This window comes from Ignavibacteriales bacterium (assembly GCA_016700155.1).
Lineage (GTDB): Bacteria > Bacteroidota > Ignavibacteria > Ignavibacteriales > Ignavibacteriaceae.
Window position 1 is genome coordinate 4,543,981 of the sequence record CP065001.1, and the last position, 24,241, is coordinate 4,568,221.

24 protein-coding genes are annotated in these 24,241 nt (G+C 35.7%); 13 read left to right on the forward strand and 11 right to left on the reverse strand.

Translation table 11 applies throughout. From position 1 onward, the window contains the following. The first annotated feature begins 46 nt into the window (after positions 1-46). Positions 47-589, forward strand: coding sequence for a NifU family protein (locus IPM56_19185; protein ID QQS36333.1), 543 nt, complete (start codon positions 47-49; stop codon positions 587-589). A gap of 95 nt (positions 590-684) precedes the next feature. Further along, on the forward strand, positions 685-1,194 hold the full coding sequence (locus IPM56_19190; GenBank protein ID QQS36334.1) for a methylated-DNA--[protein]-cysteine S-methyltransferase: 510 nt from the start codon (positions 685-687) through the stop codon (positions 1,192-1,194). Between the two features lie 38 nt (positions 1,195-1,232). On the opposite strand, the gene IPM56_19195 is transcribed toward IPM56_19190, so the two are convergent. Then, positions 1,233-2,609 carry a lysine 2,3-aminomutase gene (locus IPM56_19195; protein ID QQS36335.1) on the reverse strand — a complete coding sequence of 459 codons (1,377 nt, stop codon included), beginning with the start codon at positions 2,607-2,609 and terminating at the stop codon, positions 1,233-1,235. Between the two features lie 199 nt (positions 2,610-2,808). Further along, entirely contained in the window at positions 2,809-2,973 is a 165-nt protein-coding gene (locus tag IPM56_19200) for a hypothetical protein (protein QQS36336.1), read from the reverse strand. Between the two features lie 275 nt (positions 2,974-3,248). On the opposite strand from IPM56_19200, the gene plsY reads away from it, so the two are divergent. Further along, on the forward strand, positions 3,249-3,911 hold the full coding sequence (gene plsY, locus IPM56_19205; protein QQS36337.1) for a glycerol-3-phosphate 1-O-acyltransferase PlsY: 663 nt from the start codon (positions 3,249-3,251) through the stop codon (positions 3,909-3,911). A 13-nt stretch (positions 3,912-3,924) separates the two neighbouring features. Then, a complete protein-coding gene (locus tag IPM56_19210) occupies positions 3,925-4,920 on the forward strand; it encodes an NAD(P)H-dependent glycerol-3-phosphate dehydrogenase (GenBank protein ID QQS36338.1) in 996 nt (331 codons plus the stop codon). Positions 4,921-4,922: 2 nt separating this feature from the next. Here the strand turns inward: IPM56_19210 and IPM56_19215 are convergent, their stop codons facing one another. Beyond that, positions 4,923-6,221 (reverse strand): hypothetical protein, encoded by a 1,299-nt coding sequence (locus tag IPM56_19215; GenBank protein ID QQS36339.1) that lies wholly within the window; start codon positions 6,219-6,221, stop codon positions 4,923-4,925. Between the two features lie 275 nt (positions 6,222-6,496). On the opposite strand from IPM56_19215, the gene recG reads away from it, so the two are divergent. From recG to IPM56_19240, 5 genes are all read left to right on the forward strand, one after another. Beyond that, positions 6,497-8,704, forward strand: a complete 2,208-nt coding sequence (gene recG, locus IPM56_19220; protein QQS36340.1) for an ATP-dependent DNA helicase RecG — start codon at positions 6,497-6,499, stop codon at positions 8,702-8,704. 218 nt (positions 8,705-8,922) lie between these two features. Next, positions 8,923-9,978 carry an ATP-grasp domain-containing protein gene (locus IPM56_19225; GenBank protein ID QQS38360.1) on the forward strand — a complete coding sequence of 352 codons (1,056 nt, stop codon included), beginning with the start codon at positions 8,923-8,925 and terminating at the stop codon, positions 9,976-9,978. Then, a complete protein-coding gene (locus tag IPM56_19230; protein ID QQS36341.1) occupies positions 9,975-11,036 on the forward strand; it encodes an ATP-grasp domain-containing protein in 1,062 nt (353 codons plus the stop codon). The genes IPM56_19225 and IPM56_19230 overlap by 4 nt, the downstream gene beginning before the upstream one ends. Then, complete coding sequence (locus tag IPM56_19235) at positions 11,011-11,484, forward strand: GNAT family N-acetyltransferase (protein QQS36342.1); 474 nt, start codon at positions 11,011-11,013, stop codon at positions 11,482-11,484. The genes IPM56_19230 and IPM56_19235 overlap by 26 nt, the downstream gene beginning before the upstream one ends. Positions 11,485-11,506: 22 nt before the next feature. Further along, entirely contained in the window at positions 11,507-12,679 is a 1,173-nt protein-coding gene (locus IPM56_19240) for a KamA family radical SAM protein (GenBank protein ID QQS36343.1), read from the forward strand. Between the two features lie 73 nt (positions 12,680-12,752). Here IPM56_19240 and IPM56_19245 read toward each other — a convergent pair whose 3' ends face one another. The 8 genes from IPM56_19245 to IPM56_19280 all read right to left on the reverse strand — a co-directional run bounded on the left by IPM56_19245 (position 12,753) and on the right by IPM56_19280 (position 19,983). Then, positions 12,753-13,646 (reverse strand): NAD(+)/NADH kinase, encoded by an 894-nt coding sequence (locus IPM56_19245; protein QQS36344.1) that lies wholly within the window; start codon positions 13,644-13,646, stop codon positions 12,753-12,755. 32 nt (positions 13,647-13,678) lie between these two features. Further along, positions 13,679-13,939: a DUF1844 domain-containing protein gene (locus IPM56_19250; GenBank protein ID QQS36345.1), complete on the reverse strand. Its 261-nt coding sequence runs from the start codon at positions 13,937-13,939 to the stop codon at positions 13,679-13,681. Continuing rightward, positions 13,940-14,698, reverse strand: coding sequence for a glycosyltransferase family 2 protein (locus IPM56_19255; GenBank protein QQS36346.1), 759 nt, complete (start codon positions 14,696-14,698; stop codon positions 13,940-13,942). Then, positions 14,695-15,717 (reverse strand): glycosyltransferase family 9 protein, encoded by a 1,023-nt coding sequence (locus tag IPM56_19260; protein ID QQS36347.1) that lies wholly within the window; start codon positions 15,715-15,717, stop codon positions 14,695-14,697. Before IPM56_19260 ends, IPM56_19255 begins: the two co-directional genes overlap by 4 nt. A 168-nt stretch (positions 15,718-15,885) precedes the next feature. Continuing rightward, positions 15,886-16,656 (reverse strand): class I SAM-dependent methyltransferase, encoded by a 771-nt coding sequence (locus IPM56_19265; GenBank protein ID QQS36348.1) that lies wholly within the window; start codon positions 16,654-16,656, stop codon positions 15,886-15,888. After that, the gene (locus IPM56_19270; protein ID QQS36349.1) at positions 16,656-17,942 is read right to left on the reverse strand and encodes an MATE family efflux transporter; all 1,287 of its coding nucleotides are present in this window, start codon (positions 17,940-17,942) and stop codon (positions 16,656-16,658) included. The genes IPM56_19265 and IPM56_19270 overlap by 1 nt, the downstream gene beginning before the upstream one ends. A 121-nt stretch (positions 17,943-18,063) precedes the next feature. Then, positions 18,064-19,131: a glycosyltransferase gene (locus IPM56_19275; protein ID QQS36350.1), complete on the reverse strand. Its 1,068-nt coding sequence runs from the start codon at positions 19,129-19,131 to the stop codon at positions 18,064-18,066. Positions 19,132-19,176: 45 nt separating this feature from the next. Beyond that, positions 19,177-19,983, reverse strand: a complete 807-nt coding sequence (locus IPM56_19280) for a glycosyltransferase (GenBank protein ID QQS36351.1) — start codon at positions 19,981-19,983, stop codon at positions 19,177-19,179. A 147-nt stretch (positions 19,984-20,130) separates the two neighbouring features. Between IPM56_19280 and IPM56_19285 the strand changes: the two genes are divergently transcribed. The 4 genes from IPM56_19285 (at position 20,131) to IPM56_19300 (ending at position 24,145) form a co-directional block, all read left to right on the forward strand. Next, entirely contained in the window at positions 20,131-21,246 is a 1,116-nt protein-coding gene (locus IPM56_19285) for a glycosyltransferase (GenBank protein QQS36352.1), read from the forward strand. After that, positions 21,243-22,373 (forward strand): glycosyltransferase, encoded by a 1,131-nt coding sequence (locus IPM56_19290; GenBank protein QQS36353.1) that lies wholly within the window; start codon positions 21,243-21,245, stop codon positions 22,371-22,373. Before IPM56_19285 ends, IPM56_19290 begins: the two co-directional genes overlap by 4 nt. Before the next feature lie 12 nt (positions 22,374-22,385). Continuing rightward, on the forward strand, positions 22,386-23,786 hold the full coding sequence (locus IPM56_19295) for an exopolysaccharide biosynthesis polyprenyl glycosylphosphotransferase (protein ID QQS36354.1): 1,401 nt from the start codon (positions 22,386-22,388) through the stop codon (positions 23,784-23,786). 212 nt (positions 23,787-23,998) lie between these two features. After that, the gene (locus IPM56_19300) at positions 23,999-24,145 is read left to right on the forward strand and encodes a hypothetical protein (GenBank protein ID QQS36355.1); all 147 of its coding nucleotides are present in this window, start codon (positions 23,999-24,001) and stop codon (positions 24,143-24,145) included. The last annotated feature ends 96 nt before the right edge of the window (positions 24,146-24,241 follow it).

Here is a 24,241-nt window from a genome sequence, read left to right on the forward strand (position 1 = left end):
ATATTAAAGATTATTTTTGTCCTAAATTCTACTAAGGAGATATTATATGTTAATGGTAGAAGACGTTGATTTAACCCCAAACCCGCATGCATTAAAATTTATTCTGAATGAAAAATTATTAACTGCTGAAACAAGACAATTCCCTGATAAACAATCCGCACAGGATGACCCTTTCGCAAATGGTATTTTTGAAATTGACGGAGTTGTTTCTGTTTTTTATATGGACAAATTTGTTACGATTGAAAAATCCAAACAGCATAACTGGGGACAAATACAAAGACCTTTTATCGAGTTCATTAAAAATTTTGATAAAGCACAAATACCTGCTGAGAAGGAAATAAAGTCTCTCGACGAAAATGCAAGTGAGTTATTAAAACAAATAAATCAATTGCTTGATCAGAGAGTTCGTCCCGCACTGGCTGGTGATGGCGGCGGACTTGAAGTATTAGGTTTAAATGGATTTACAGTCACGATTCGTTACCAGGGTGCTTGCGGAAGCTGCCCGAGTTCAATTAGCGGAACGCTTAATGCAATTGAAGGATTACTTAAACGAGATGTTAACCCTGCACTCGAAGTTGTTGCAGGCTAATTAGTCATAGTTCTGATCCATAGTTTTTATTGAGGGAAGCAGTGGTTGAATCATTGCTTCCTTTTTTTATCTTAATAAAAAATGTTAAGTAAATTATGATCACAAATACTTATCAATCGTCTTTTGTCATTCAGGGAATTCCCTTCACTGCTTTAACATCCCACAGAGGATTAAAAAAAATATTTATTGGTAATTATGATAAATTGATTTCAAATGATGCGATAAAACTTCAACAGGATGATCCTTATATGCTGGGTGTTTACAATCAGGTTAAAGAATATTTTAACAGGGAAAGAAAAGAGTTTGATATACCACTTGATATTGAAGGCACGGAATTTCAAATAAAAGTGTGGGATGAATTAATTAAAATTCCGTATGGCGTAACAATATCATATAAACAATTAGCTGAACGAACCGGTGATGTTTATGCAGTAAGGGCTGTCGGTAAAGCTAATGGATCAAACCCTATCCCCGTAATAATTCCTTGTCACAGAGTGATTGAAGCAAATGGAAAACTTGGTGGTTATTCTGCAGGGATTAATATTAAAGACAGGTTACTAAAACTTGAAGGAAGTCTGAGTCTTGAATTGTTTGAAGTCGCTTAATTTTTATTTTAGAAATTCAAACTTCCTTCAAAAAAATACTACGCTACTAATCCAGCCGATACAGGTTCGGTTTGTTTATCAAAATAAATCTGACCTACTCCTCTTCTGACAATTTCATTCATCTCATCCTGGTAGAAGAACTTTTCAGCACCGAAAGCCGGTTTTAGATCAGTCAGCCACGCAGCGCGTTTATCATACTTTGCAAAGAAGGGGCGTTTAACCCAATCAGGATTTCTTCCCTGCAATAATGTAAGCACAAAAACTTTTTCACCGTTTACTTCTGAAATTCCTTCGATAGCAACTTTACCCGGTAATGCAGACATCGATGGACCTCTTACTGTTCTGCTTAATCCCGATACTTTTGAATATGCTTCTCTGAAAATGTTGTAAGCTTTATGAAGCGGAATTGAGAAATACGCTTTAGCTCCGGTATTTCTTTCAATGAAAAAATAATATGGAATACATCCAAGCTTTACCTGATCTTTCCACATCTTTGCCCATACATCAGGATCATCGTTAATATGTTTTATCAAAGGGGATTGTGTTCTTATTTGCGCCCCGGTATTTCTTATTCTTTTAATAGCTTCTCTTGCGATATCTGTGGATAGTTCAACCCAGTGATTGTAATGCCCCATAATTGCAAGATGTTTACCTGATTTAACAATTCGTTCAAATAGTTTTAGAATGATATCCGCATCCTTATCAGTTACAAACTTGTAAGGCCAGTAAGCAACGGATTTAGTCCCGATACGTATTGATCTTACATGTTCGAATTCCGGATTAAGTAACGGTTCAAGATATGCTTTAAGATTTGCCGCACTCATTATCATCGGATCACCACCGGTAACAAGTATATCTGAAATTTCTTTATGCTCTCTGATATAATTCTGGAATTTATTTGATTCATCAGTCGCGAACTTTAAATCATTCATTCCAACAAACTGAGCCCATCTGAAACAGAATGTGCAGTAAGCATGACATGTCTGCGCGGTTGAAGGAAATATTAAACAGGTTTCTTTGTATTTATGTTGAACGCCGGGTACAGGTTCATCTTCCATTGAGGGTACGTTGATGGTCATTTGACCGCTGGGGTGAGGATTGAGTTCTAATCTGATCTCATCAGCCAATTCTTTTATTTTCCCTGGCGGCGCCTTCTCCCTTAACGCATCAGCCATACGATTGAATTGATTCTCGGTGAGCATTTCTTTCTGCATAAACGTCAGCTGGTATATTGGGTCGGCAGGTATGTTACTCCAATCAATAAGTTCTTCAACTACATAATTGTTTGTTCTGAATGGTAAGACATTAGCAACAACTTCCAGTGCAAAACGTTCATCATTACTCAGATATTTTATTTGAGGGACCTGATCAATATTCCTCAGATTGTAAAACTTCATTTTTCTTGGGCTAATCATAAAAATTTTCTCCTTATCATTCGCATATTATTTTAACAATTACATTTTGATAACCTGATTAAACCTTTTCATTACGGGCGGTTATCTTATGTCAGCCTGTGAAAAACAATTTATAATTTTTAAGGTAGAAAGCAAGATGGGGACAATTAATTCTGGGGCGGGATACAAAAAAAGCGGTAAATACCGCTTAATTTGAAGTTTATTTTAACTCAGTAACCTTACTGATATCATCCAGCTTTACAAATTTTTCATTGAATTTATAAGTGCCTTTACCGGTTTTTACGGTTTTAATGAACTTGACACTTATACCTTCTGCTTTTTTCTTTGATTTAGCTTTATCGGCAAATGTCTGTGTTTTAGCCATTTTTTACTCCTGCAATTTTGTGTGCAAATATAGCTAATACTGCCTATAAAAAAAACAGGTTTCTAAGGTATAATTTTCTCCGCAGTATACTATATATAGTATATTCTGGTTTGCCGAAACGTAATTCGCAGATCATCATCTAAATAATTGAAAAAAATTTTCGATAATATGTTGAAATAATCCGCATTGTGTAATAATTGCTCTTTATAAAATATTATTGAAAGTAATTAGTTTAATAGTTAGTTTTGACTCACGCTGAAATTAAAGGTATTTGAATGTTTCTATTAGCAACAATAATTATCCTCTCATATTTAATTGGTTCCATACCTACAAGTATAATCGTATCAAAAGCAGTTAAAGGAATTGATATCCGTGAACATGGAAGCGGTAATGCGGGCGGAACAAATGTTATGCGGGTGCTTGGCTGGAAACATGGAATTTTTGTAATAATGCTTGACGCACTTAAAGGTGTACTTGCAGTTGTTATTGTTGCAAGACTTCATTACGGTTCAATGCCTTTTGAAAACGCAACACCGTTTGATGATTTTACATTGGTTCAGATAATTGCCGGTATCGCCGCTGTTATCGGACATATATGGACAGTCTTTGCAGGATTTAAAGGCGGGAAAGGAATTGCAACCGCACTCGGCATGTTACTGATGATCATAACTGTTGATATGCTTATTGCTGTTGGTGTATTTGTTCTTGTTGTTACAATTTCAAGATATGTTTCTCTTGGTTCTATACTCGGAGCTATTACTGTTCCTGTTGCGCTTGTAGTAAGGGAAAATATTTTCAATGTAGATATTCCCGGATATCACACACTTCTTCCTTTTGTAATTGCTGTTTCACTTCTTGTTATCTTTACACACAAAAAAAATATAACAAGACTTTTAAATGGCAGCGAAAGCAAACTTAGCTTTGCTAAAAAGAAATAATCAAATTTAACTGATGAAAATTTCTGTGCTTGGTGCAGGAGGATGGGGAACTACTCTTGCAGTTCTTCTTCATTATAACGGACATAATGTTACTCTGTGGGAGTATAAAAAGAACTACGCAAAAACTCTCGATAAAAAAAGAGTAAACGATCTTTATCTTCCCGGCATTCAAATCCCTGATGAAATAAATATAAATCATGATCTTGAGGAATCAACTTCTGATAAGAACATGATCGTGCTTGCAGTGCCTTCCCAGTTTTTAAGAAGTGTTGTTGAAAAAACAAAACTATCTAACATTAAAAACTCTTTACTTGTTAGTGTTGCAAAAGGAATTGAAAAAAAATCTCTGCTCACAATGTCGCAAATGTTAAAAGATGTTTTCCCTTCACTTGATGAACAGCAGATAGGAGTTTTATCAGGACCAAGTCACGCCGAAGAAGTAAGCAGAAGAATTCCAACTGCGGTTGTTGCTGCATCAAATAGTGCGGAGACGTCCAAATCAATACAGGCGGCGTTTATTACTTCGTACTTCAGGGTGTATGCATCAACTGATATACTTGGTGTTGAACTTGGAGGCGCATTTAAAAATGTGATCGCGATTGGAGCGGGAATTATCGACGGCGCAAAATTCGGAGATAATACTAAAGCCGCTATAATGACAAGAGGCATTGCAGAAATTTCCCGGCTCGGTGTTGCAATGGGTTCGCAGCCGGAAACATTTGCCGGACTTTCAGGAATGGGCGATCTTATTGTTACATGCATGAGCCGCCACAGCAGGAACAGGTATGTAGGTGAACAAATCGGCGCGGGCAAAAAACTAAAAGAAGTTTTAAAAACAATGACAATGGTTGCTGAAGGAGTTGAAACAAGCAGATCAGCATCACAGCTTTCAAAATCTTACGAAGTTGAAACACCGATCACAGATGAAGTTTATAAAATTCTTTTTGAAGATAAAGATCCAGTCAAAGCCACAACTGATCTTATGACCCGCGATATGAAGATGGAGTGAGATTAGTTTCGGGTTCCAATAATTATTCTTGCCTGGTTGCCAAAGGAACCAACAGCGAATAGTTTATTATTAGTTAAATACACCGATTCTATTGGTGTATACTGAGTAAGTGAAAACTGAAATTCTTTCCACGTGCTTCCATTGAAGTGATACAAAGTACTAAAGTGACCAGCTATTGCTATTTCACCGGTTTCTTTATTACCTCTTATCGTCAGCATCACCGAGCTGTTTGATAATATATTTGTCCACTGTCCGTTCCGGTATCTCATTACTTCTTGTCCAACGACATAGTATTCAGTAGGATTTGTTATATAAACCGAATACATAAGCCGGTTAGTATTTAGTGCTGCAATCTGGGTCCAGTAACCGGAAGAATATTTTATTGCGACACCAGGTGGTGCTAATAAACTACCACACCCGATTATGAATTCAGAATTATATCCATATAGGTCAGTGAGTGCAACACTTGTTTGATCGTAAACAACACTCGCCTTACTGCCATCCCAATGAATTATTTTTCCCCATTCATTTCCAAGATACAGGTTGCTGCTACTTGTACCCCAGACGGAGGTATAATTTTGATTATCATGCAGAACACGATCTCTATTGGTATAATCTTCCCAAATTGTTCCATTAAAATGAAACACAGAACCACCGACAACCCAAATGTCCTCGGGCGAGAATCCATAGATTGCATAACCAGCAACAGTGCTATCTGGTATCCATTCTATACCATTCCAGTGTAATGCCCCATAGAACTTTCCACCTATCATTAATCCTCCAACAGCCCAAACATTATTTTCATCTGTACCCCACACATCATAAAGCGCATTGCTATAGCCAGCATCGCCTATGATAATTTCCTGCCACGTGTAGTTGTGGCTGGTGGTATCAGGTGTTACTGCTTCAACAAGGTTGCTGCTGTCTTTTCTTTCACCAAGTGTGTCTATCCTTACAGCGTAGTAAAAGTAATTTGTGTTTAGCAGTAAACCAGTTCCATTGTTATCATCTATTATGGTTGTATCGTGCACTGTTATCGGGAATTCAGATACGAGAGTTTCATTGCTGTTAAACAATCTGTATAACCTCACCAGTGAATGTACATTGTTCATTGTACATTGTACATTAAGCGAAGCGCTTCTGTGCGTGACATCGATGACGGCAACTGTAAGTGTATCCTTGAGAACTGGCGGCGGTGGCGGCGGCGGTATAACCGGTGGGTCTTCTTTGCAGGAATTGCTGATAAAGATTAAGAGTAAGAATAAGATAAAGAAAACTGTTCTGCTATAATTTTTAATCATTAGTTGCCCAAGGTTAAAATTATTTAGCTTCAAGTTAGATAATTGTAATGTGATATTCAGTAAATTAATTCTTGGGTAGTGACCCGGCTTCACAATTTGTCATCCCGATGGCACTGCCATTCGGGATCTGTTAAACTGAAGAAGATTTTAAATTTATTTGGGCATTTTGCAAAAAAGACCCTGAGATAAATTCAGCGTGACATCTTTTGAAATTAGAACTTGAGAATCCTTTTGAATTATTGTATTTACATCTCAGTTGATTTAATTTACAATCAATGAATTCAACAAAACCTGATATACTTAATCAATCGATACAGTATTTAAAATCTGTCGGACCCAAACGCACAGAAGCATTTAAAAAAATCGGGATAGTAACCATTTACGATTTGCTTCAGTACTTCCCTTCAAAACATCTTGACAGAACAACAACATTAACAGCAGCAAAAGCTTATGGCTATGTGATGAACGGTTTTGCCGGTGAGCTTACTGTAATTGGAAAAGTAGTTGATAAAGAAAAAAGAAGGTTCGGCAAAAAAGAAATCCTGAAAATACAGATGAGAGATTCTTCAGGGTATTTTGAATGTGTGTGGTTCCAGGGTGTAAAATATTTTCAGGATGTTTTTAAAGAGGGAGATATCTTTGCGGTGTCCGGCAAACCGGCTATTTCAAAATACAGCGGACTTCAGTTTACTCACCCCGACTATGACAGAATATCCGAAGAAGAATCACAGAATTTATTGAACACAGGAAAGATCATTCCGTTTTACAGAATCCCAAAAGAATTGCGAAGCGGGAATCTTGGCGACCTAAGTATGCGGAAAATTTTAAGTAACGCCGTTGAACAGTATGCTGATCATATTTCAGAAAGCCTCACTTCGGAAATTATTTCAGAGCACAAATTGCTTAACCTCAAAGAAGCAATAAAGAACTATCACTTCCCTGAAAGTCTTAAGAAATTATCCGATGCAAAGCACAGGCTGAAGTTTGAAGAATTATTCTTTATCGAAATATTGGTCGCACTAAAAAAATATAACTATAAAACCAAACAGACCGGTAATTCATTAAAGATAAAATCCAACCTTATAAAAATTTTTTTGGAACTACTGCCATTCAAACTGACAGATGCGCAGCTTCACGCTCTGACTGATATAAAAAACGACATGGCAAGTAACGAACCAATGAACCGGCTTCTTCAGGGTGATGTCGGAAGCGGAAAAACAATTGTTGCATTGATCTCAATGTTAATAGCCGTTGATAATGGTTATCAATCAATACTTATGGCTCCAACTGAAATATTAGCTGATCAGCATGCAAAAAATATCGCTTCAATGATGTTGAGGTTGAATGAGAAATATCCTGAACACAAGATCAAAGTGAGCCTTCTTCTCGGCGGGCAGATGAAAAATCAAAAAGAAATTAAACAGATGAGAACGGAGTTATCTGAAGCTGATATAATCATCGGCACTCACGCATTGTTTGAAGAAAAGGTTGAATTCCGTAATCCCGGGTTAATTGTAGTTGATGAACAACATCGCTTCGGTGTGGAGCAACGGGCAAAAATAGTCGCCAAAGGAAAAACTCCTGATGTAATTGTCATGAGCGCCACACCAATCCCCAGAACTTTATCAATGACAGTTTATGGTGATCTTGATCTCTCAATCATAAATGAACTGCCGAAAGGAAGAAAACCTGTTAAGACGTTGCTTCGTGATGAAGGCAAGCTGCCGGACATTTATAAATCCATTATTGATAAAAGTAAAGAGGGAGTGCAGTCATTCATTGTTTATCCTTTAGTTGAAGAATCCGAAAAGTTGGAACTTAAAGCGGCACAAAAATATTATGACGAATTATCGGCGACTGTATTTAAAGATATTAAAGTCGGGTTAATTCACGGACGCATGAACTGGAAAGAAAAAGAAGAGCAGATGATTTTATTTCAATTAAAAAAGTACGATGTGCTCATATCAACCACAGTGATTGAAGTAGGGATTGATATTCCCGGCGCTAATATCATTCTTATAAATGATGCTCACCGTTTCGGATTATCTCAGTTACATCAGCTAAGAGGGCGTGTCGGCAGAAGCACTGCGGATGCTTATTGTATCCTTGTCACTAAGGAAGAATTTATCGGAAGCGGTATTAAGCAAAAGGACATTGAGTATCTGTCTTCATCACAAATCGAAAAGATGAAAACATCTATCAGGCTCAATACGATGGTAAAGTGTTCGGATGGATTTAAAATTGCTGAAGTTGATATGAAACTCAGAGGACCGGGAGATATCTTCGGTAAGAAGCAGACAGGTTTTCCCGAACTCATACATGCAACGCTGCCTGATGACATTGAACTTTTAAGTAAAGCTAAATCATCGGCGTTCAGTAAAATCGAATCTGATCCCCATCTTGAGAAAGATGAAAATAAAATTCTCCGTGAGTCACTCATTCAACATCACAAAGAAAATCTTAAGTACGCCCGGATTGCCTGATGAAGACCGGAAAAATTTATTTTTCATGTTCCGTCACAGTTCTTGATTAATAAAATATTTTCATTAAAATTTCATGTAGAAATATTTTTAAAATATTTCCGTGAGCAAAAATATTTTTCACTCACATCAAAACTTGTTGACTTATATTTTTTAATAGTTATATTTGCTAAAAAAATTTTAAAGGAAAATTTATTTTATCTCCCTCGTTTAGTTTAAGACTGAATGTTGCATTAATCTTCAATGTCAAACCCGAAAGTGAAACTTTCCCTGAAAATTTATCCCCTGTTTTAAAAGATGACGGAACACAACCGCAAAAAGCTGTTGACACATACGCTGAGTGGGATACGTGGGAGACTATCAATGCTGTTAAAGCCGCAATCGAAGCTCATCATAACGTAACAATGATTGAAGCGAATGAAAATGCGTACAATAAATTTCTTCAAACCAGACCTGACATCGTCTTCAACATTGCCGAAGGATTTTATGGAGTGAGCAGGGAAGCTCAGATCCCTTCAATGCTTGAGATGTTAAACATTCCTTACACCGGCTCCGATACACTTACACTTGCAACATGTCTTGACAAGGCACGGACAAAAGAAATTTTATCCTACCACAAAATTCCGAATTCAAAATTTGTGGTCGCGTCTACCATTGCCGAGGTTGAGAAAGCAAATCTTTCATTTCCGCTTATAGTCAAACCGCTTTGGGAAGGATCCAGTAAAGGTATTTTCTCCACATCCTTTGTTAAGGACAACAGCGGGCTTGACCGTGAAATTAACAGGATCAACACTGAGTATAACCAGCCCGCATTAGTTGAAGAGTTTTTACCCGGAAGAGAATTTACAGTTGCCGTAGTTGGTAACGGAAGCAATGCTCAGGTGCTTCCTATAGTCGAAATTAATTTTAATGAATTTCCGGATGACTTCGTTCCTATATATTCTTATGAAGCAAAGTGGATACTGGATACGAAAGAAAATCCTCTTGATGTTTTTAGTTGCCCTGCAAAAATCAGCACTGAGCTTGAAAATAAAATTAAAGAAAATGTTTTGCGCACTTACAATGTTCTTCGATGCAGGGATTGGAGCCGCATAGATGTAAGGCTCGATAAATCAGGTGAACCGAATATTATTGAAGTAAATCCTTTGCCGGGAATACTTCCTAACCCGGAAGAAAATTCATGTTTTCCAAAAGCAGCCCGGACCGCCGGATTAAATTACACTGATATGATTAATAAAGTGCTGCATTCAGCCGCAATGAGATATAAGCTGATATGAAAGTAAACGCAAAAATTCTGATCTGTTACAATTCGCCGGTGAGCATTTTTTCTGTATACAACGGCAAACCGAAAAAGCACGGCATTGAGCAGGATGATCTTTCAGAAAAAAGTTTTTCAAGAGAAATGGCTTTGATTAAAAAAAGCCTCTCGATGAATTATTCGACAGTTGAATCGCTCGCGGTTGATAAAAATATTTCCAGGGTGATAAACAGGATAAACCAGAATGATCCTGATATAATTTTTAATTTTGTCGAGTCGGTAGAAGGAATTGCGACTTATGAATACTGTATGGCAGGAGTTTATGAACTGCTTGGTTATTCATATACAGGAAATCCTCCTTCAACCCTGGCAAATTGTTTGAATAAGGACAGAGCAAAAAAAATTTTACAATCGTTCAATATACCTACTCCGGCATATCTCACCATAAAATATCCTGAAAAGGTCCTTCCTAAAAATTTCAAACTGAAATTTCCTGTAATCTTAAAACTTCTTAATGAAGATGCCAGCATAGGTATATCTGAATTTTCTGTAGTCAACAATTTTAATTCACTGAAAAAGCAATTGAAGTTTCTCTTTGACACATATAAGCAAGATGTCATAGTTGAAGAATACATCGTGGGAAGAGAATTGAACGTTGCAGTTCTTGGAAGCAGTGTTCTTCCGGTTTCTGAAATTGAGTTTAAAGGATTGCCTGATGGTATGCCGAAGATAGTTACTTACGATGGTAAGTGGATATCAGACAGCGTGTATTACGATAATACCAAACCAAAATGTCCGGCAAAATTAAATTCAAGAGTAAGAAAGTTAGTTGAAGAAACCGCGCTTGCTTCATTCGAAGCATTGAACTGCAGGGATTATGCAAGAGTGGATTTAAGATTAAGTGAAAGTGGAACGCCTTTTGTTATCGAAGTTAATCCGAATCCCGACATATCAACTGATTCGGGATTTGCCAGAGCAGCTTCGGCAGCAGGATTACAATATCATGAACTGCTGAATACAATTGCGAACTTTGCTCTGTTAAGAAAAAAGAATGATACGAAAAATAAAGCAGGATGATGCAGTAAGAATAGAAAGACTGCTCAGCACGATTCCAAATTTTACCGATAATGAGGTAAATGTTGCGATGGAGTTAGTCAATATTGCTGCATCAAATGAGTTTCAGACCGATTACAACATATATGTTTACGATTTTAATGATGAAGTGCTTGGATATCATTGCACTGGAAGAAGACCACTTACTGATGGAGTCTATGATTTATACTGGATCGTCTCTGATCAGAAGGCAACTGTAAAAGGAATCGGCAGAGAATTACTTGAACATGCAGAAAAGTTTGTAGTTGATAACAATGGAAGATGGCTGCTTGCTGAAACTTCATCCAAAGAAAGCTATCAGGCGACAAGAAATTTTTATCTGAGAAATAATTACTCGATAGTAGCGCAGATCAATGATTTTTATAGTAAAGGTGATAACCTGATCGTATTCGGAAAGTTTTTCAGTTTATAAAAAACAATCATAAGGATTAGTCATGGAACTGTGGCAACAAATGGTAAGAGATAGTGTACACACTGTCGATCAGCTTGTGGAAAAATTCAATATTGACAGAAAGACAGCAGAAGATCTGGATGAATTTTTTCAGGCAAGAATCAATCCTTACTACTTAAGCCTTATTCGATATCCCGGAGATCCAATCTGGCGTCAATGCGTACCAAGCAAAGCCGAACTGGAAGATATTGACGCTGAAGAAGATCCGCTGATGGAAGATGCAATGAGCCCGGTACCAAACATCACTCATCGTTATCCCGACAGAGCGCTCTTTCTTGTAACGAGTCAATGCGGATTGTACTGCCGCTTTTGTACACGAAAACGAAAAGTCGGCGACTATGAAAAAATTTCCATGAAAGGATTGGAAAGTGCTTTCAACTATCTTGAACAGCACACCGAAATACGGGATGTTATTCTTTCCGGCGGTGATCCTTTAATGCTTACAGATGCAATGCTGGAAAAAATACTTCAGAGATTAAGAGAAATACCGCACATTGAAATAATACGTCTCGGTACCAAAATGCCATGTGTGCTTCCGCAAAGAATTACACCAAAGCTTTGCGAGATGCTGAAAAAATATCACCCCATTTATGTTAATACACATTTCAATCATCCCTGGGAAATTACACCGGAAAGTTCGAAAGCATGTGAGATGCTGGCTGATTCCGGTATTCCTGTAGGCAACCAGCTTGTTTTAATGAAAGATGTTAATGACGACCCTGCAGTTATTAAAGACCTAATGCAGAAGTTGTTAAAGATAAGAGTTCGTCCATATTACATGTATATGGCTGATGAAACCAAAGGAGCTAATCATTTCCGCACATCAATTGAAACCGGAATTAATATTATCGAGAACCTTCGTGGTCATACAAGCGGATTGGCAATTCCCCACTTTGTAATTGATGCACCTGGCGGCGGTGGAAAGATTCCAATCCTTCCGAATTATGTTCTTCATCACGATGAGGACAGGATAGTTCTGCGTAACTATAAAAAGAAAGTTTACGCTTATAAAAACTATAAGGATAAAAATAATCCGGAAAAGAAGAACGTTAAGCAGCCCGCTCCTGTTACCGAACGAAAGAATGGTAAATCAAAAATCCGTGAGATTGATGTTCGTAAGATTCAACTGCCTGTGCTAGAAGAAGTTGAGATTTAAAAGTATTGGAGTTAAAAAATCCCGCTTCGGCGGGATTTTTTGTTTTAAACACTTTAATAAAATTTTAAACTGATCATTTTTTATCAAGAAGGTTTTTCCGCACATCAACACCCCATAACAATTTTGTTCTTAGAGTTTCATAATAATTTGTAAGTGAAGTGTGTACAAGTTTAAGCGGTCTTTTACTTTTTATAATTTCAATCTCAAGCGGGGGAGGGAATGCAAAGACCCGCTGTCCATCACAATTTACCTGCACTTCTTTATGCAGTGAATCGGTAAGTATAGTTATGGTCTGATCATCAGGAAGTATTAAGGGACGTACAGTAAGGCTGTGTGGAGAAATAGGTGAAAGAGTAATTACTTTTGCGCTTGGACTGACAATAGGTCCGCCGGCAGATAATGAATAACCTGTTGATCCGGTTGGTGTTGCGATGATCAATCCGTCAGCAGCAAATGTGGTCACATATTCATTGTTCACTCTTACGGTAAGATCAATCATCTTAGGCCAGCCGCCTTTATCAATCACAATGTCGTTTATTGCAAAAAGATGTTCTACTTTGTGACCCTTACAAATCCCGGTCACAACAACTCTTTCATCAATTGTATATCTGCCTTTTTTTATTTCGCTTATCAGAGTATCAATTTGATGAATATCGGCTTCAGCTAGAAAACCGAGCTTGCCAAGATTAATTCCAAGCACTGGCTTATCATAAAACTGTGCCTGATATGCGGTGGCGAGCATTGTACCATCACCACCGATTGAAATTACTATATCGCTTTTTTTACAGAGCAGATCATTCCTTACAAAGAAAGATTGCTTCAACTTTTTGGGAGAGCTGCTTATTTTACCTTTCAGAGAATCACTCAACAGAAAACTAAACCCGTTGCTGCTTAGCTTGTCGATGAACATAGATACAATAGTATAAGCTCTCTCTTTTGTTATGTTAGCTATTATTCCTATGACCATACTACATCCGGCTAATTATTTAAGAAAATTTTTTATTCGTTTTTATTTGCTTCAAGGTACTTTAGCTTCAGGTCTCTTATCACTTCATTCAGGAATTTGTTTTCATAGTCGGTAAGGTTCCCTTTAGTTTTGATCTCAAGCATATCTAACATGTCAATCGTATACTTTGCATGTTCAAGATTCACTTCCGATTTATTTGTCACAGGGTTTACCTCTTTTCCCAAAAGCATAAGAGCGATCTGCTGATTCTGCATAACAAGCTGCATGAATAAAAGTTCATTTTGGTTTTCCAATTATTTATCCTTTCTATTTAATTCCCACAGCTTACTGTATTTTGTAAACACATAAGCGGAAGAAAAGACTGCGAGAATAAATCCCTGTAAACCATCCAGGAATCCGGCTTTAAAAATAAACATTTTGAAAAACAGACTAAAAGGTCTTAAGGTTACGTCAAGTATAGAAAAATTTTTATTGCGTTTAAACATCTCCTCAGCAGCGAGAGATGTGTATTTATTATACTTTTGAAAATAATGACTGATCGTCGGGTCTGTAAAATGTTCAAGATCATTTTTTAGTTGACCAGTCTCGCCATTAACAACAAGATGTTCATGCACATCATTCTCGCTGAAGCTAACAAAGTTTTTGTTGAACAGGCGGGTTACTCTTCCCGGGTACCAGCCGCTGTGCTTAATCCACCTGCCGAGAAAATAGGATCTTCGTTTCATTGAGTAAGCATTCAGTTTAGGCTTGGTGCTTTTAAAATTGTCTATCTCTTTTTCTAATTCGCGGGTAAGTGCTTCATCAGCATCTATCCACAATATCCAGTCATTCGTTGTAAGCGAAACAGCGTGTTGTTTGGTTTTGGAAAAGCCCTGCCATTTAAGTTTGTAGTATTTGACTGTTTGAAAACTTTTTACAATCTCTTCTGTCTTATCTGAAGAGTCTTCATCAATAATAACTATGGTTTCATCAATGCATTCTGAAAGACTGGAAAGACACCTGCCGATGTTCAATTCTTCATCCTTAGCTATGATGATCGAGGATATTCTCATCTACTGTTCAGAAAAGTTTTAATTATTTCAATCACAACTTGCGGTTTTATTTTATTAATATCTATATCAGAAGAATATCTATACTTTTGTTTTAAATAATCTTTGTCAGAAATTCTTTTTGTTATTTCTTCCGGGTAAATATGAATTCCTTTATCGTAAACGGATTCAGGATAAGGATTAAATCTCCCGAAATAGCTCCCGTTTGATATACAAATAAAAGGCGTATCAACGGCGGCGGCAAAATGAACAGCGCTCGTGTCATTTGAAATCAGAAGTTCTGCCTCTGCTAATAACTTCGCAAGTTCGGTTAATGAATTACCAAACAGGTTGATAAATCTTTCCGCGCTGGTTTTAGATGCGATCATTTCAAAAAATTTATTTTCTTTTGCCGAGCCAGATATGACAATATCAAAATCAGTTTCCTTCAGAATAAAATCCGCGACAACTTTAAAATTCTTTGCGGACCAAATCCGCAAAGGATCATTAGAGCCGGGAAACAAAACCACATATTTATTCTTAATTCGTTCGTCATTTAGCAGTGGGGAAGTGTCAAGGGCTGGTTTTGTTACTGTCATTTCAGTCCCGAGTAATTGTCTAAAAAACTCTTGATTGATTTTAAATTCAAATGAGTTCTTATCAGAAATTTCAATTAATTCAGTATAGAATGAATTTGTAAGTAAAGACCTTTTCCATTTTGTAAACTCTTCTCCCGATCCGGAAGTACCTATGCGGTATTTTGCATTCGATGCATTCACTATCGTATCATCAAATAAAATTTCCCTGGAATGTGTAGCAACGGCTACGGTATTAAAGCCAAGCTGGCGGATATTTTTAAGGAAATTTAGTTTGTATACAAAACCAAAGTAAAATTTTTTTCGGTCCAGCCAGATAAATTCATCTACAAAGTTGCGATCAAAGGTTTCAGAAAGATTTTTCCACGTTGAGTTTCCGCACAAAGTAATTTTATAGTCGCCATACTTCTCTGATTTTCTAACGAGCTCAAGAAAATTTCTAAACAAAATGTAATCCCCGATTGAGTCCAGTCTTATAATGAGTAATGTTTTTTCATTTTTTTTAGTTCGGTTAAATTTAATTAGCTTAATCAGCGCACTGGTTATTATGTAATTAATTGCATTTTTAAATCTTTTAAGCTGTGAAGTGTACATATAGTAACGAATATATTAAGTCTATTTCTTCAATGAAAGATGATCATCCCATGTTCTACTGGGCATTAATTTTTTTATTAAATGGAATAGCCCAAAATTGGAAAGGTTTATGATTGTTTTATAAATCAAAAAATTAATTCTTTTATCTGTCATAAGATGAAGGCCTTTAAAAGAATAAAAATTTAAACCAAAGTTTTTAGCGATAGTTTCTAAAGACTTTAATGAATAAAATGAAATATGCTGACCGTGCTCTAATCCATAATACCACCATCCATCAGGGGTTGGTGGTGGATCTGATACTAATTGAGTCGAAAAGAAAATATTTTTGGAAATCTTCAACATACTTGAAATTTCTTTAACGGGATCTTGAAGATGTTCAAAAACTTCAAATGCCGTTAACAACTCTATTTGTTTTAATTCTTCTTGTTTATATTCAAAACCCCGGGCTGTTAAATTGTCGCAATATGGGTCCATCCAAAAATAATCAAACCCGATATCGCGCATTAGTCTGGTAAATATACCATACCCGCCTGCATAATCCACAAATGAAAGTTTTTTATTGAACAAGAAAAAGATTAAAGCAGAAGTAACCCTGGAGAAGTAAAGATTTCTTTCAATTATTCCCGTATCAGTCAAGTTTATTGTGCTTTCATAAGCTTCTTTTAACCAGTATGCCCGTTCAGTAAATACAAATCTGCAAGTGCTGCATTGAAAGAATTCCACTTTATGTTTTTTTAGTACTTCAGCATAAAAAACATTATTGCTCGTGGATTTGCATATCGGACAATTCATCATTTATTCCAGATGCCTTTAGCTTTTCTGTTTATTATTTTCGAGTACTGAACCGGCGCCCATATTGCACCAACACCAAGAAATATGCAACCTGAAATCACGACTCCACTAAGATCAAGATCAAAATATTTTACAAGCAGAATAGAAACCGGAATATTTAAGAGTGCAATTAATATAGAATAATAAAACTGAAGTTTTATTTTCCCGATGCCATTCAGGAAGTAAGCGTAAATATTATTCCAGTTAAAAATAATAACATAAATTCCCATCAGAATTGAAAGCAAAAAAGGAACCTTTATCTCACTACCTACCCAGATGTTATAAACAAAATCGGAGGCGATTACCATCAACACAACAATGACTGATAAGATAAACCATACATAGTGAATCTTTTTTATGGAATTTATTATCCAAGACATTTCATTTTTCGTATAAGCTTCAGTATATGCTGACCACAATGGAGTTAACACAACATTAAAGATCAAAGGAATAAAATAAAAATACCTGTAAGCAACATTGTAAACCGTTACCTGTTCGGGACCAAGCAACTGAGTTATTATTAAATTCTGGGAGGCAAACATTATTACGCCTGACAATTGGATTACAAAAAACTTTAGTCCAAGTCCTACCAAATCTTTTGTGTAATGTTTATCAGAAGACTTTATTGACGGCGCGACTTTTTTATAAATACTTCTAAAGAGTACAATTGAGGCGATAATAAAAATTATCAAAGGCATTAAAGAAGAAAAAACACCTAGCAATATGAGGTTACTGCTTGTTGTTTTGTGCAATGCATAAATTGCAAGTAGTGTCAGAACATTTCCGAGGACACCCAAAAAACTGTTAAGAGCAGGTTTCTGATCCGCATTAATAACTGATGAAATGAGTTTTGTAAAAAAAAGTAATGAATATGTAATGAATACAAAAAAGATAGTCTCTTCCACTTCATTGCTGATACTCTGTGGAGAATTAAAAACAGATGTCCAGTCAATAAATGGGGCGATGATTACAAATGAAAGTATTAGTCCGGCTACAAGTTTAGCAAATACCGAATAAGCTGTGCTTATATATCTTTTAGCTTTCACTAAATCATTTTCAGCAAAAGATTCTGAGAGTTTATTCCTTAATCCATTCCCAATGCCAAAATCAAAATTATTTATCCACATCACAACAGAACTTAAAGTAACCCAGATACCATATTTGACTTCGCCAAGGTAATCAATTGAAAGCGGAACGAGCAACATTAGTGATATAAAATTTATGCCGTGCAGTATAAAGATCAGCATTATATTTTTCTTTGCTTTTCCTCCTCTTGTTTGACTATTAAAGTTGAAGGAATTTTTTAGCTCAGCTATAATATTAATCATTGTCAGAAACTATGATGTTTTGATACTTCAATCGCGTTGTTTAATATAATGTCGTATTTAATCTTCCAGTGCTAGAGTCGTGATAAAATTCATAAGTTCTAATGTTTACAACAGTAAAATATATTTTTGCCATGTAATTAATGAATTTGCCTGGCAAACTTTCACCGTTATCAAGTTTATATGTCATAAATTTTATAACATTCTTTTCATTTATAGATTTTTGCGACGCTAGTTTTTTTCTCTTATTAAGTACCAGGGATATATTCCTGATAAACCAAAAATAAGCTTGTAACAGCCCGGGTAGTGAATACTTTTTATATTTCTTGTGCCATCCAAAGATTAATGCAACAGAGAGTTTTGTTATAATATTGAACAGATATATCGGTATAAGTTTTAAATTGGTCTTAAGTGAAAAGAACAAAAACATATTCAGTAGTCTGTTCCTTTCCTGAATAAACGTTTTTAATTGGTTAGGTGTCCGGTTAAATGAACCTCCTTCAAAGTGATAAATCTCTGAGTTGTTTGTATGATGGATTTCATATCCCATAAATCTTGCTCTTAGTCCAAGATATACATCTTCACTGTAAGCAAAATAGTCTTCGTCAAATGGTATTCCGAGTAAATCCTTTTTGTATATAAGACATGCGCCGCTGGATGAAAATATTTCTTCTTCTTTACTGAAGACAAGCATAATATTATGACCTAGAAAATTTATTGAACCTTTTCTTTCCCAGTATTTCATTGGAGTGTGTTCATTTAAAATTAACGGAGAAGCAATTGCAACATTGTCTTTGTCCACTGCCGCTACCAGGTTTTTAAGCCAGTTATCTTTTGTTACCGTGTCATTGTTCAGAAGTACAATTAATTCACCACTTGAGTGATTCACTCCAAGATTATTTCCACCTGCAAAGCCGAGGTTCTTATCTGATTGAATCAATTTTATTTGTAGAAATTTCTCTCTGATAAAATCCGCACTACCATCGCTTGAATTATTATCGACTAAAATTATTTCATAGTCTGTAAAATCCTGTTTCAGCACTGATGAAATGCAATCATTCAAAAATCTTTTGCCGTTATAATTCAATATTACAATAGATACTTTTGGCATATTAATATTACAGCAAAAGTATAATCTTTATTTTTTCAACGAACGTTAACTCCATTTGTGATTCCTCCAAAGGGCGATAAGATATTTAAGCCCGAGCAAGTGAATAATTTTTTTAATCCTGACTCTGCTTATTCTTAAAACATAATTTTTTTTTGCTGAAAAATTCCATAATCCATGTTTAATTAAAGCTAACCTTGTTTCCTTGATTCCTTTTATTTCATTTTTCCAGGATTCACCGCCCGCATTCATCAAAGCTATTGGTTGACCTGAAAGGTATTTACCTTTATCTCTGAAGAGAGGAATGTTTTTTTCCAGCCGCACAATTAATTCATAGTCCATAGCATATTTAAATGAAGTATCATACATCCCGCACTTCTGATATAGTTCTTTTTTAATAAACATCGCAGGATGATTGTAGGGCATCGCTACGGAAAGATCACAGAGCAAAGGTTTTCTTAAATTTGAACCATAAATAGCATCTATAAATTTTATATCGCCATATACAAAACTCGGTTCACTTTCCTTAAAAAGATTTATTACTTCTTCAAAGACTTTATCATTGTAATATTCATCATCACTATTCAGAATGGCAATTACATTCCCGGATGAAGCATTAATACCTTTGTTAAAAGCGTCGGCAATACCTGAATCTGGTTCACTAATAATTTTTAGTTTATTATTTACTCCGTGTTCATTGTAAATATTCTGGATAATGTTAAGTGTATCATCATTACTCAGATTATCGATAACAATTTGTTCAAAATCCTGATGGGTCTGTTTTACTATTGAATTAACATTCCGCGAAATACTTTTTGCAGAATTAAAAACTGGAGTAATAATAGATATCTTCATTTGACAATAAAAAACAAATACCGGTCTGGTTTAGTTTTTCAGTATGTTAGTTTTTATTTTTGAGTATAAGTTTATGAACAACTATAATTTACCTGATAATTACCTGCAAATATATGGCATTCCGCAGAAAATAAACCCAACAGGCAGATGAAAACATCCATAAAAGTAATTATTATTTCATCGCGCGCTGACTATGGAGGTGGTCCGGAACATATTTTCAAACTTTTAAATTATTTAAAAGAGGACATGAATTTTTTTGTTGCCTGCCCAAAAGATCTTCCATACTGGGAAAGATATTGCAGTCTGATCGGGGCAGATAATCTAATTGAAATTCCGCATCGTCAATTCAACCTAAAACATTTTTTCCGGCTTCTTAAGTTCATTGTTGAAAATAAGATTGCCATAATTCATTCTCATGGAAAAGGCGCAGGAATCTATAGCCGTATTATTTCAGCCTTAACCGGAACTCCTGTTGTACATACTTTCCATGGTATTCATTACTATAAGTATGGAGCAATAAAAAAGAATATTCAACTATTTATCGAAAAGGTATTAGCTTTTTTTACACGAAGATTTATTGTGGTTTCAGAGGGAGAAATGAAAACTGCAATTAATTTAAAGATTGCCAAAAAAGAAAAGCTTTCACTCATTCTTAATGGAGTAGAAATAGGAAATGAGATTGTTGAATATTCGAAAGTTAAGACAGCGAACCCGGTCATTTCAACGATAACGAGATTTGATCACGCTAAGAACCCTGAATTGCTTATCCCCATATTGAAGGCTTTGAATGAAAACGATAAGACTTTCTTAATAAAAACTATTGGCAGCGGAGAAAGTGAAAGTAGTATTAAAGCGGCGGCAGAAGAAATGGGATTAACATCAAAATTTATCTTTGGCGGGGCTTCTAATAATCCCAAAGAATATTTACTGAATTCATTTTGTTATATTTCCACGTCCCGTGCGGAAGGACTTCCGCTTGGTGTTCTTGAAGCTATGTCTGTCGGCCTTCCGGTGGTTGCAACGAATGTCGTTGGCAACAACGATATAATAGAGAATGGTGTAAATGGTTTTTTATATGATATTGATAAACCCGAATCAGCATCGAAAATTATTTCATCATTATATGAAGACGAAGTACTCTGGAAAAAAATATCGGAAGCAGGCAGAAGAACAATCGAAATAAAATATAATATTGCCCGAATGATAAATCAGACTAAAGACGTTTACCTGGAAATATTTAGCCGGGGAAAAATCAGTAAATGAAAACAGCTATCGTACACGACTGGTTTGCAAGTTATGCCGGCTCTGAAAAATGTGTTGAGTCTTTTACAAACATCTGGACAGATGCTGATGTTTTTACTCTTTTCAATTTGTTGAACTATGAGGAATCACAAAAAGTATTTAAGAATAAAAACCTTAATACTTCATTTCTGCAAAAAGCTCCGTTCATAAAAACGAAACACAGGAATTATCTCCCATTTTTTCCTTATGCAATTGAACAGTTTGATGTTTCAGGTTATGATTTTGTTTTAACAAGTTCTCATGCGGTTGCGAAAGGGGTCATTACAAATTCAGATCAACTGAATATATGTTACTGTTACACCCCAATAAGGTATGCCTGGGACTTGTATCATCAATACTTAAAAGCGGCAAACCTTACAAGTGGTATAAAAGGTTTCATTGCAAAGAATATACTTCATTACATAAGGATGTGGGATTCAACAACCGCAAACCGTGTTAATTATTTTGTTGGAATCTCTCACTACATTGCCAAAAGAATTGAAAAAATTTATGGCAGAAAAGCTGACGTTATTTATCCGCCTGTTGATACAAAGAAGTTTGAGTGCAGCACTACAAAAGATGATTACTACCTTGCGGCATCCCGTTTTGTCCCATACAAAAAAATCGATCTTATTGTTGAAACATTTAAAGATTTTGACGGAAGAAAATTAGTTCTTATCGGCGATGGTCCCGATCAGAATAAAATCCGGGCGTTGCTTTCAAAGAATGTTGAATACATCGGTTATCAACCCGATGTAAAACTAAAAGAGTATATGCAAAAAGCTAAAGCATTTATTTTTGCTGCCGAAGAAGATTTTGGAATTATTCCTGTGGAAGCACTATCCTGCGGCACTCCTGTAATTGCATTTAATAAAGGAGGAGCTTCCGAAACTATAATTGATGGTGAATCAGGAATTCATTTTAATGAGCAAAGTATAACATCCTTACGTGAAGCAATTTTAAAATTCGAAAAGAATGAAAATAAATTTGATTCAGTGTTTCTGAATCAATACGCAAAAAAGTTTGACAGAAAAGTATTTGAAGAAAATATAACCCGCTATGTTGATGAGAAAAGCAATATTTTCTTTAACAGAAAAAACATGAAATAAGAAACTTTCAGAATGCTTGCTAATAAAAAGTCTATATACTATCTGAGACTCTTCCTTGATTTGTTCATAATAAACTTATCATTTCTTGCCAGCGCGGTATTTGCGCAGTCCTGGGAAATACTTCTTGAGCGGAACTATATGTTTATTCTTATGGCAGGTTTAAATTTTTCCTGGTATTTATTTTCAGATGTAATAAATTTTTATGATGATTTTAACACAAAACATTTTTCCTACCAGTTATTAAACGTACTGAAACTAGCAGCTCTACAGGTTATTGTGTCTATACTTTTCATCTTTGCTGCCAAGGAACTTTTGTTCACCAGAAATTTTATCCTGTATAATTCTCTGATAGTGATTTCGGTCATCAGTATCAGGATAATACTATTAAGAGTTATTCTGGGCAGTCTTATGAGAAAAGAAAAAAATCAGAAAAATCTGCTGATAGTCGGTGCCGGAGAAACGGGTCGGAGTATAAAAGAATTAATTGTAAAGCATCCTGAGTTCGGATTAAGATTTTCAGGATATGTCGATATTGAAAAAGATTCTGTGCTTATTGATGACTATTTAGGAACTACGGAAGAACTGGACAGGATAATCACTCAAATTAAAATTGATACGGTTGTAATAGCATTATCTTTAGTTGATCCTCTTCTTCTCGATAACATCATTCGTGTTTGTAATAAGCACGCGGTAAGGACGCATATTATTCCGGATTACTTTAAGTTTCTTTCAAAAAAATACCAGGTAAATCTTATCGGAGATTTTCCTGTAATTACCGTAAGGGCAGAACCGCTTTCAGAAATTCACTGGCGATTCCTTAAACGTATTTTCGATATAAATTTTTCACTGTTAGTGTTTGCTCTTGTGCTTTGGTGGCTCATTCCTGTAATCTATTTGCTTAATCTCATTAATTCCCGCGGAAAACTTTTTTTCATACAGGAACGAACAGGAGCACATGGAAAAACATTTAACTGTTATAAGTTCAGAACAATGCATGAGTCAAAACAAACAGATACTTTTGTACCGGTTGTTCAGGATGATCCAAGAATAACAGAGCTCGGAAAAATATTAAGAAGAACGAACCTCGATGAGCTTCCCCAGTTCATTAATGTTTTTAAAGGTGATATGTCTGTTGTTGGTCCCCGTCCTCACATGATATCATTCCAAAAAATTTATGAGCAGATGGTTGAAGAAATAAAAATACGAAGCTGGGTCAAACCCGGCATAACGGGTTGGGCACAGATTCACGGGCTTCGCGGTGATGTACCTGATTTTGAAGAAAATAAAAAACGAATGAAAAAAAGAATTGATTATGATCTATGGTACATTGAGAACTGGTCTCCTTGGCTCGATATACAGATAATTCTTCTGACTGGCTGGCAGATGGTTAAGGGTGATACAAAGGGCATTTAATCTTCTTGTCTGATTTTAAAAACAAACTCTTTATTCTTTTTAATTTAAAACTTCTTTGATGCTTATAATTCAATATTGAATTTAATTTACAGGGCAGTAATTGCTGTTCATTAACTATTGATAAAAATATTTTTGAAAAAAATGTTTTATAGTAAATCAATTTTGTATAAGTTTGATCAGAGATAGAATTAATTATTTACAGGGAGAACAGGATGCAATACTCGATTTACGATGCATCTTTAATTCAGATAGAACTGCTCGATTCCATTCAAGGATCAACTTTCAATAACGCTGCTTATCCTGCGCAATACCCTGAATCATCATCATTGAATTTTCTCAATGATAGTTCATATGGCTGAAACCATAATTGTTGTTCATTAATAATTATTGAGGGAAAAATTTCAGGCATCGGCTGAAACAGAAAATTTCTATTCAGCCTGTTCATCGCGGGATAG

Excerpts from the sequence above, each read along its gene's own strand:
- IPM56_19190 (QQS36334.1), top strand. The coding sequence starts at position 685 with ATGATCACAAATACTTATCAATCGTCTTTTGTCATTCAGGGAATTCCC.
- IPM56_19210 (QQS36338.1), top strand. The coding sequence starts at position 3,925 with ATGAAAATTTCTGTGCTTGGTGCAGGAGGATGGGGAACTACTCTTGCA.
- IPM56_19275 (QQS36350.1), bottom strand. The coding sequence starts at position 19,131 with ATGCCAAAAGTATCTATTGTAATATTGAATTATAACGGCAAAAGATTT.
- IPM56_19185 (QQS36333.1), top strand. The coding sequence starts at position 47 with ATGTTAATGGTAGAAGACGTTGATTTAACCCCAAACCCGCATGCATTA.
- IPM56_19245 (QQS36344.1), bottom strand. The coding sequence starts at position 13,646 with ATGGTCATAGGAATAATAGCTAACATAACAAAAGAGAGAGCTTATACT.
- IPM56_19300 (QQS36355.1), top strand. The coding sequence starts at position 23,999 with ATGCAATACTCGATTTACGATGCATCTTTAATTCAGATAGAACTGCTC.
- IPM56_19235 (QQS36342.1), top strand. The coding sequence starts at position 11,011 with ATGATACGAAAAATAAAGCAGGATGATGCAGTAAGAATAGAAAGACTG.
- IPM56_19255 (QQS36346.1), bottom strand. The coding sequence starts at position 14,698 with ATGAGAATATCCTCGATCATCATAGCTAAGGATGAAGAATTGAACATC.
- IPM56_19270 (QQS36349.1), bottom strand. The coding sequence starts at position 17,942 with ATGCTGATCTTTATACTGCACGGCATAAATTTTATATCACTAATGTTG.
- IPM56_19265 (QQS36348.1), bottom strand. The coding sequence starts at position 16,656 with ATGAATTGTCCGATATGCAAATCCACGAGCAATAATGTTTTTTATGCT.
- IPM56_19285 (QQS36352.1), top strand. The coding sequence starts at position 20,131 with ATGAAAACATCCATAAAAGTAATTATTATTTCATCGCGCGCTGACTAT.
- IPM56_19295 (QQS36354.1), top strand. The coding sequence starts at position 22,386 with ATGCTTGCTAATAAAAAGTCTATATACTATCTGAGACTCTTCCTTGAT.
- IPM56_19240 (QQS36343.1), top strand. The coding sequence starts at position 11,507 with ATGGAACTGTGGCAACAAATGGTAAGAGATAGTGTACACACTGTCGAT.
- IPM56_19215 (QQS36339.1), bottom strand. The coding sequence starts at position 6,221 with ATGATTAAAAATTATAGCAGAACAGTTTTCTTTATCTTATTCTTACTC.
- IPM56_19195 (QQS36335.1), bottom strand. The coding sequence starts at position 2,609 with ATGATTAGCCCAAGAAAAATGAAGTTTTACAATCTGAGGAATATTGAT.
- IPM56_19280 (QQS36351.1), bottom strand. The coding sequence starts at position 19,983 with ATGAAGATATCTATTATTACTCCAGTTTTTAATTCTGCAAAAAGTATT.
- IPM56_19230 (QQS36341.1), top strand. The coding sequence starts at position 9,975 with ATGAAAGTAAACGCAAAAATTCTGATCTGTTACAATTCGCCGGTGAGC.
- IPM56_19200 (QQS36336.1), bottom strand. The coding sequence starts at position 2,973 with ATGGCTAAAACACAGACATTTGCCGATAAAGCTAAATCAAAGAAAAAA.
- plsY (QQS36337.1), top strand. The coding sequence starts at position 3,249 with ATGTTTCTATTAGCAACAATAATTATCCTCTCATATTTAATTGGTTCC.
- recG (QQS36340.1), top strand. The coding sequence starts at position 6,497 with ATGAATTCAACAAAACCTGATATACTTAATCAATCGATACAGTATTTA.
- IPM56_19290 (QQS36353.1), top strand. The coding sequence starts at position 21,243 with ATGAAAACAGCTATCGTACACGACTGGTTTGCAAGTTATGCCGGCTCT.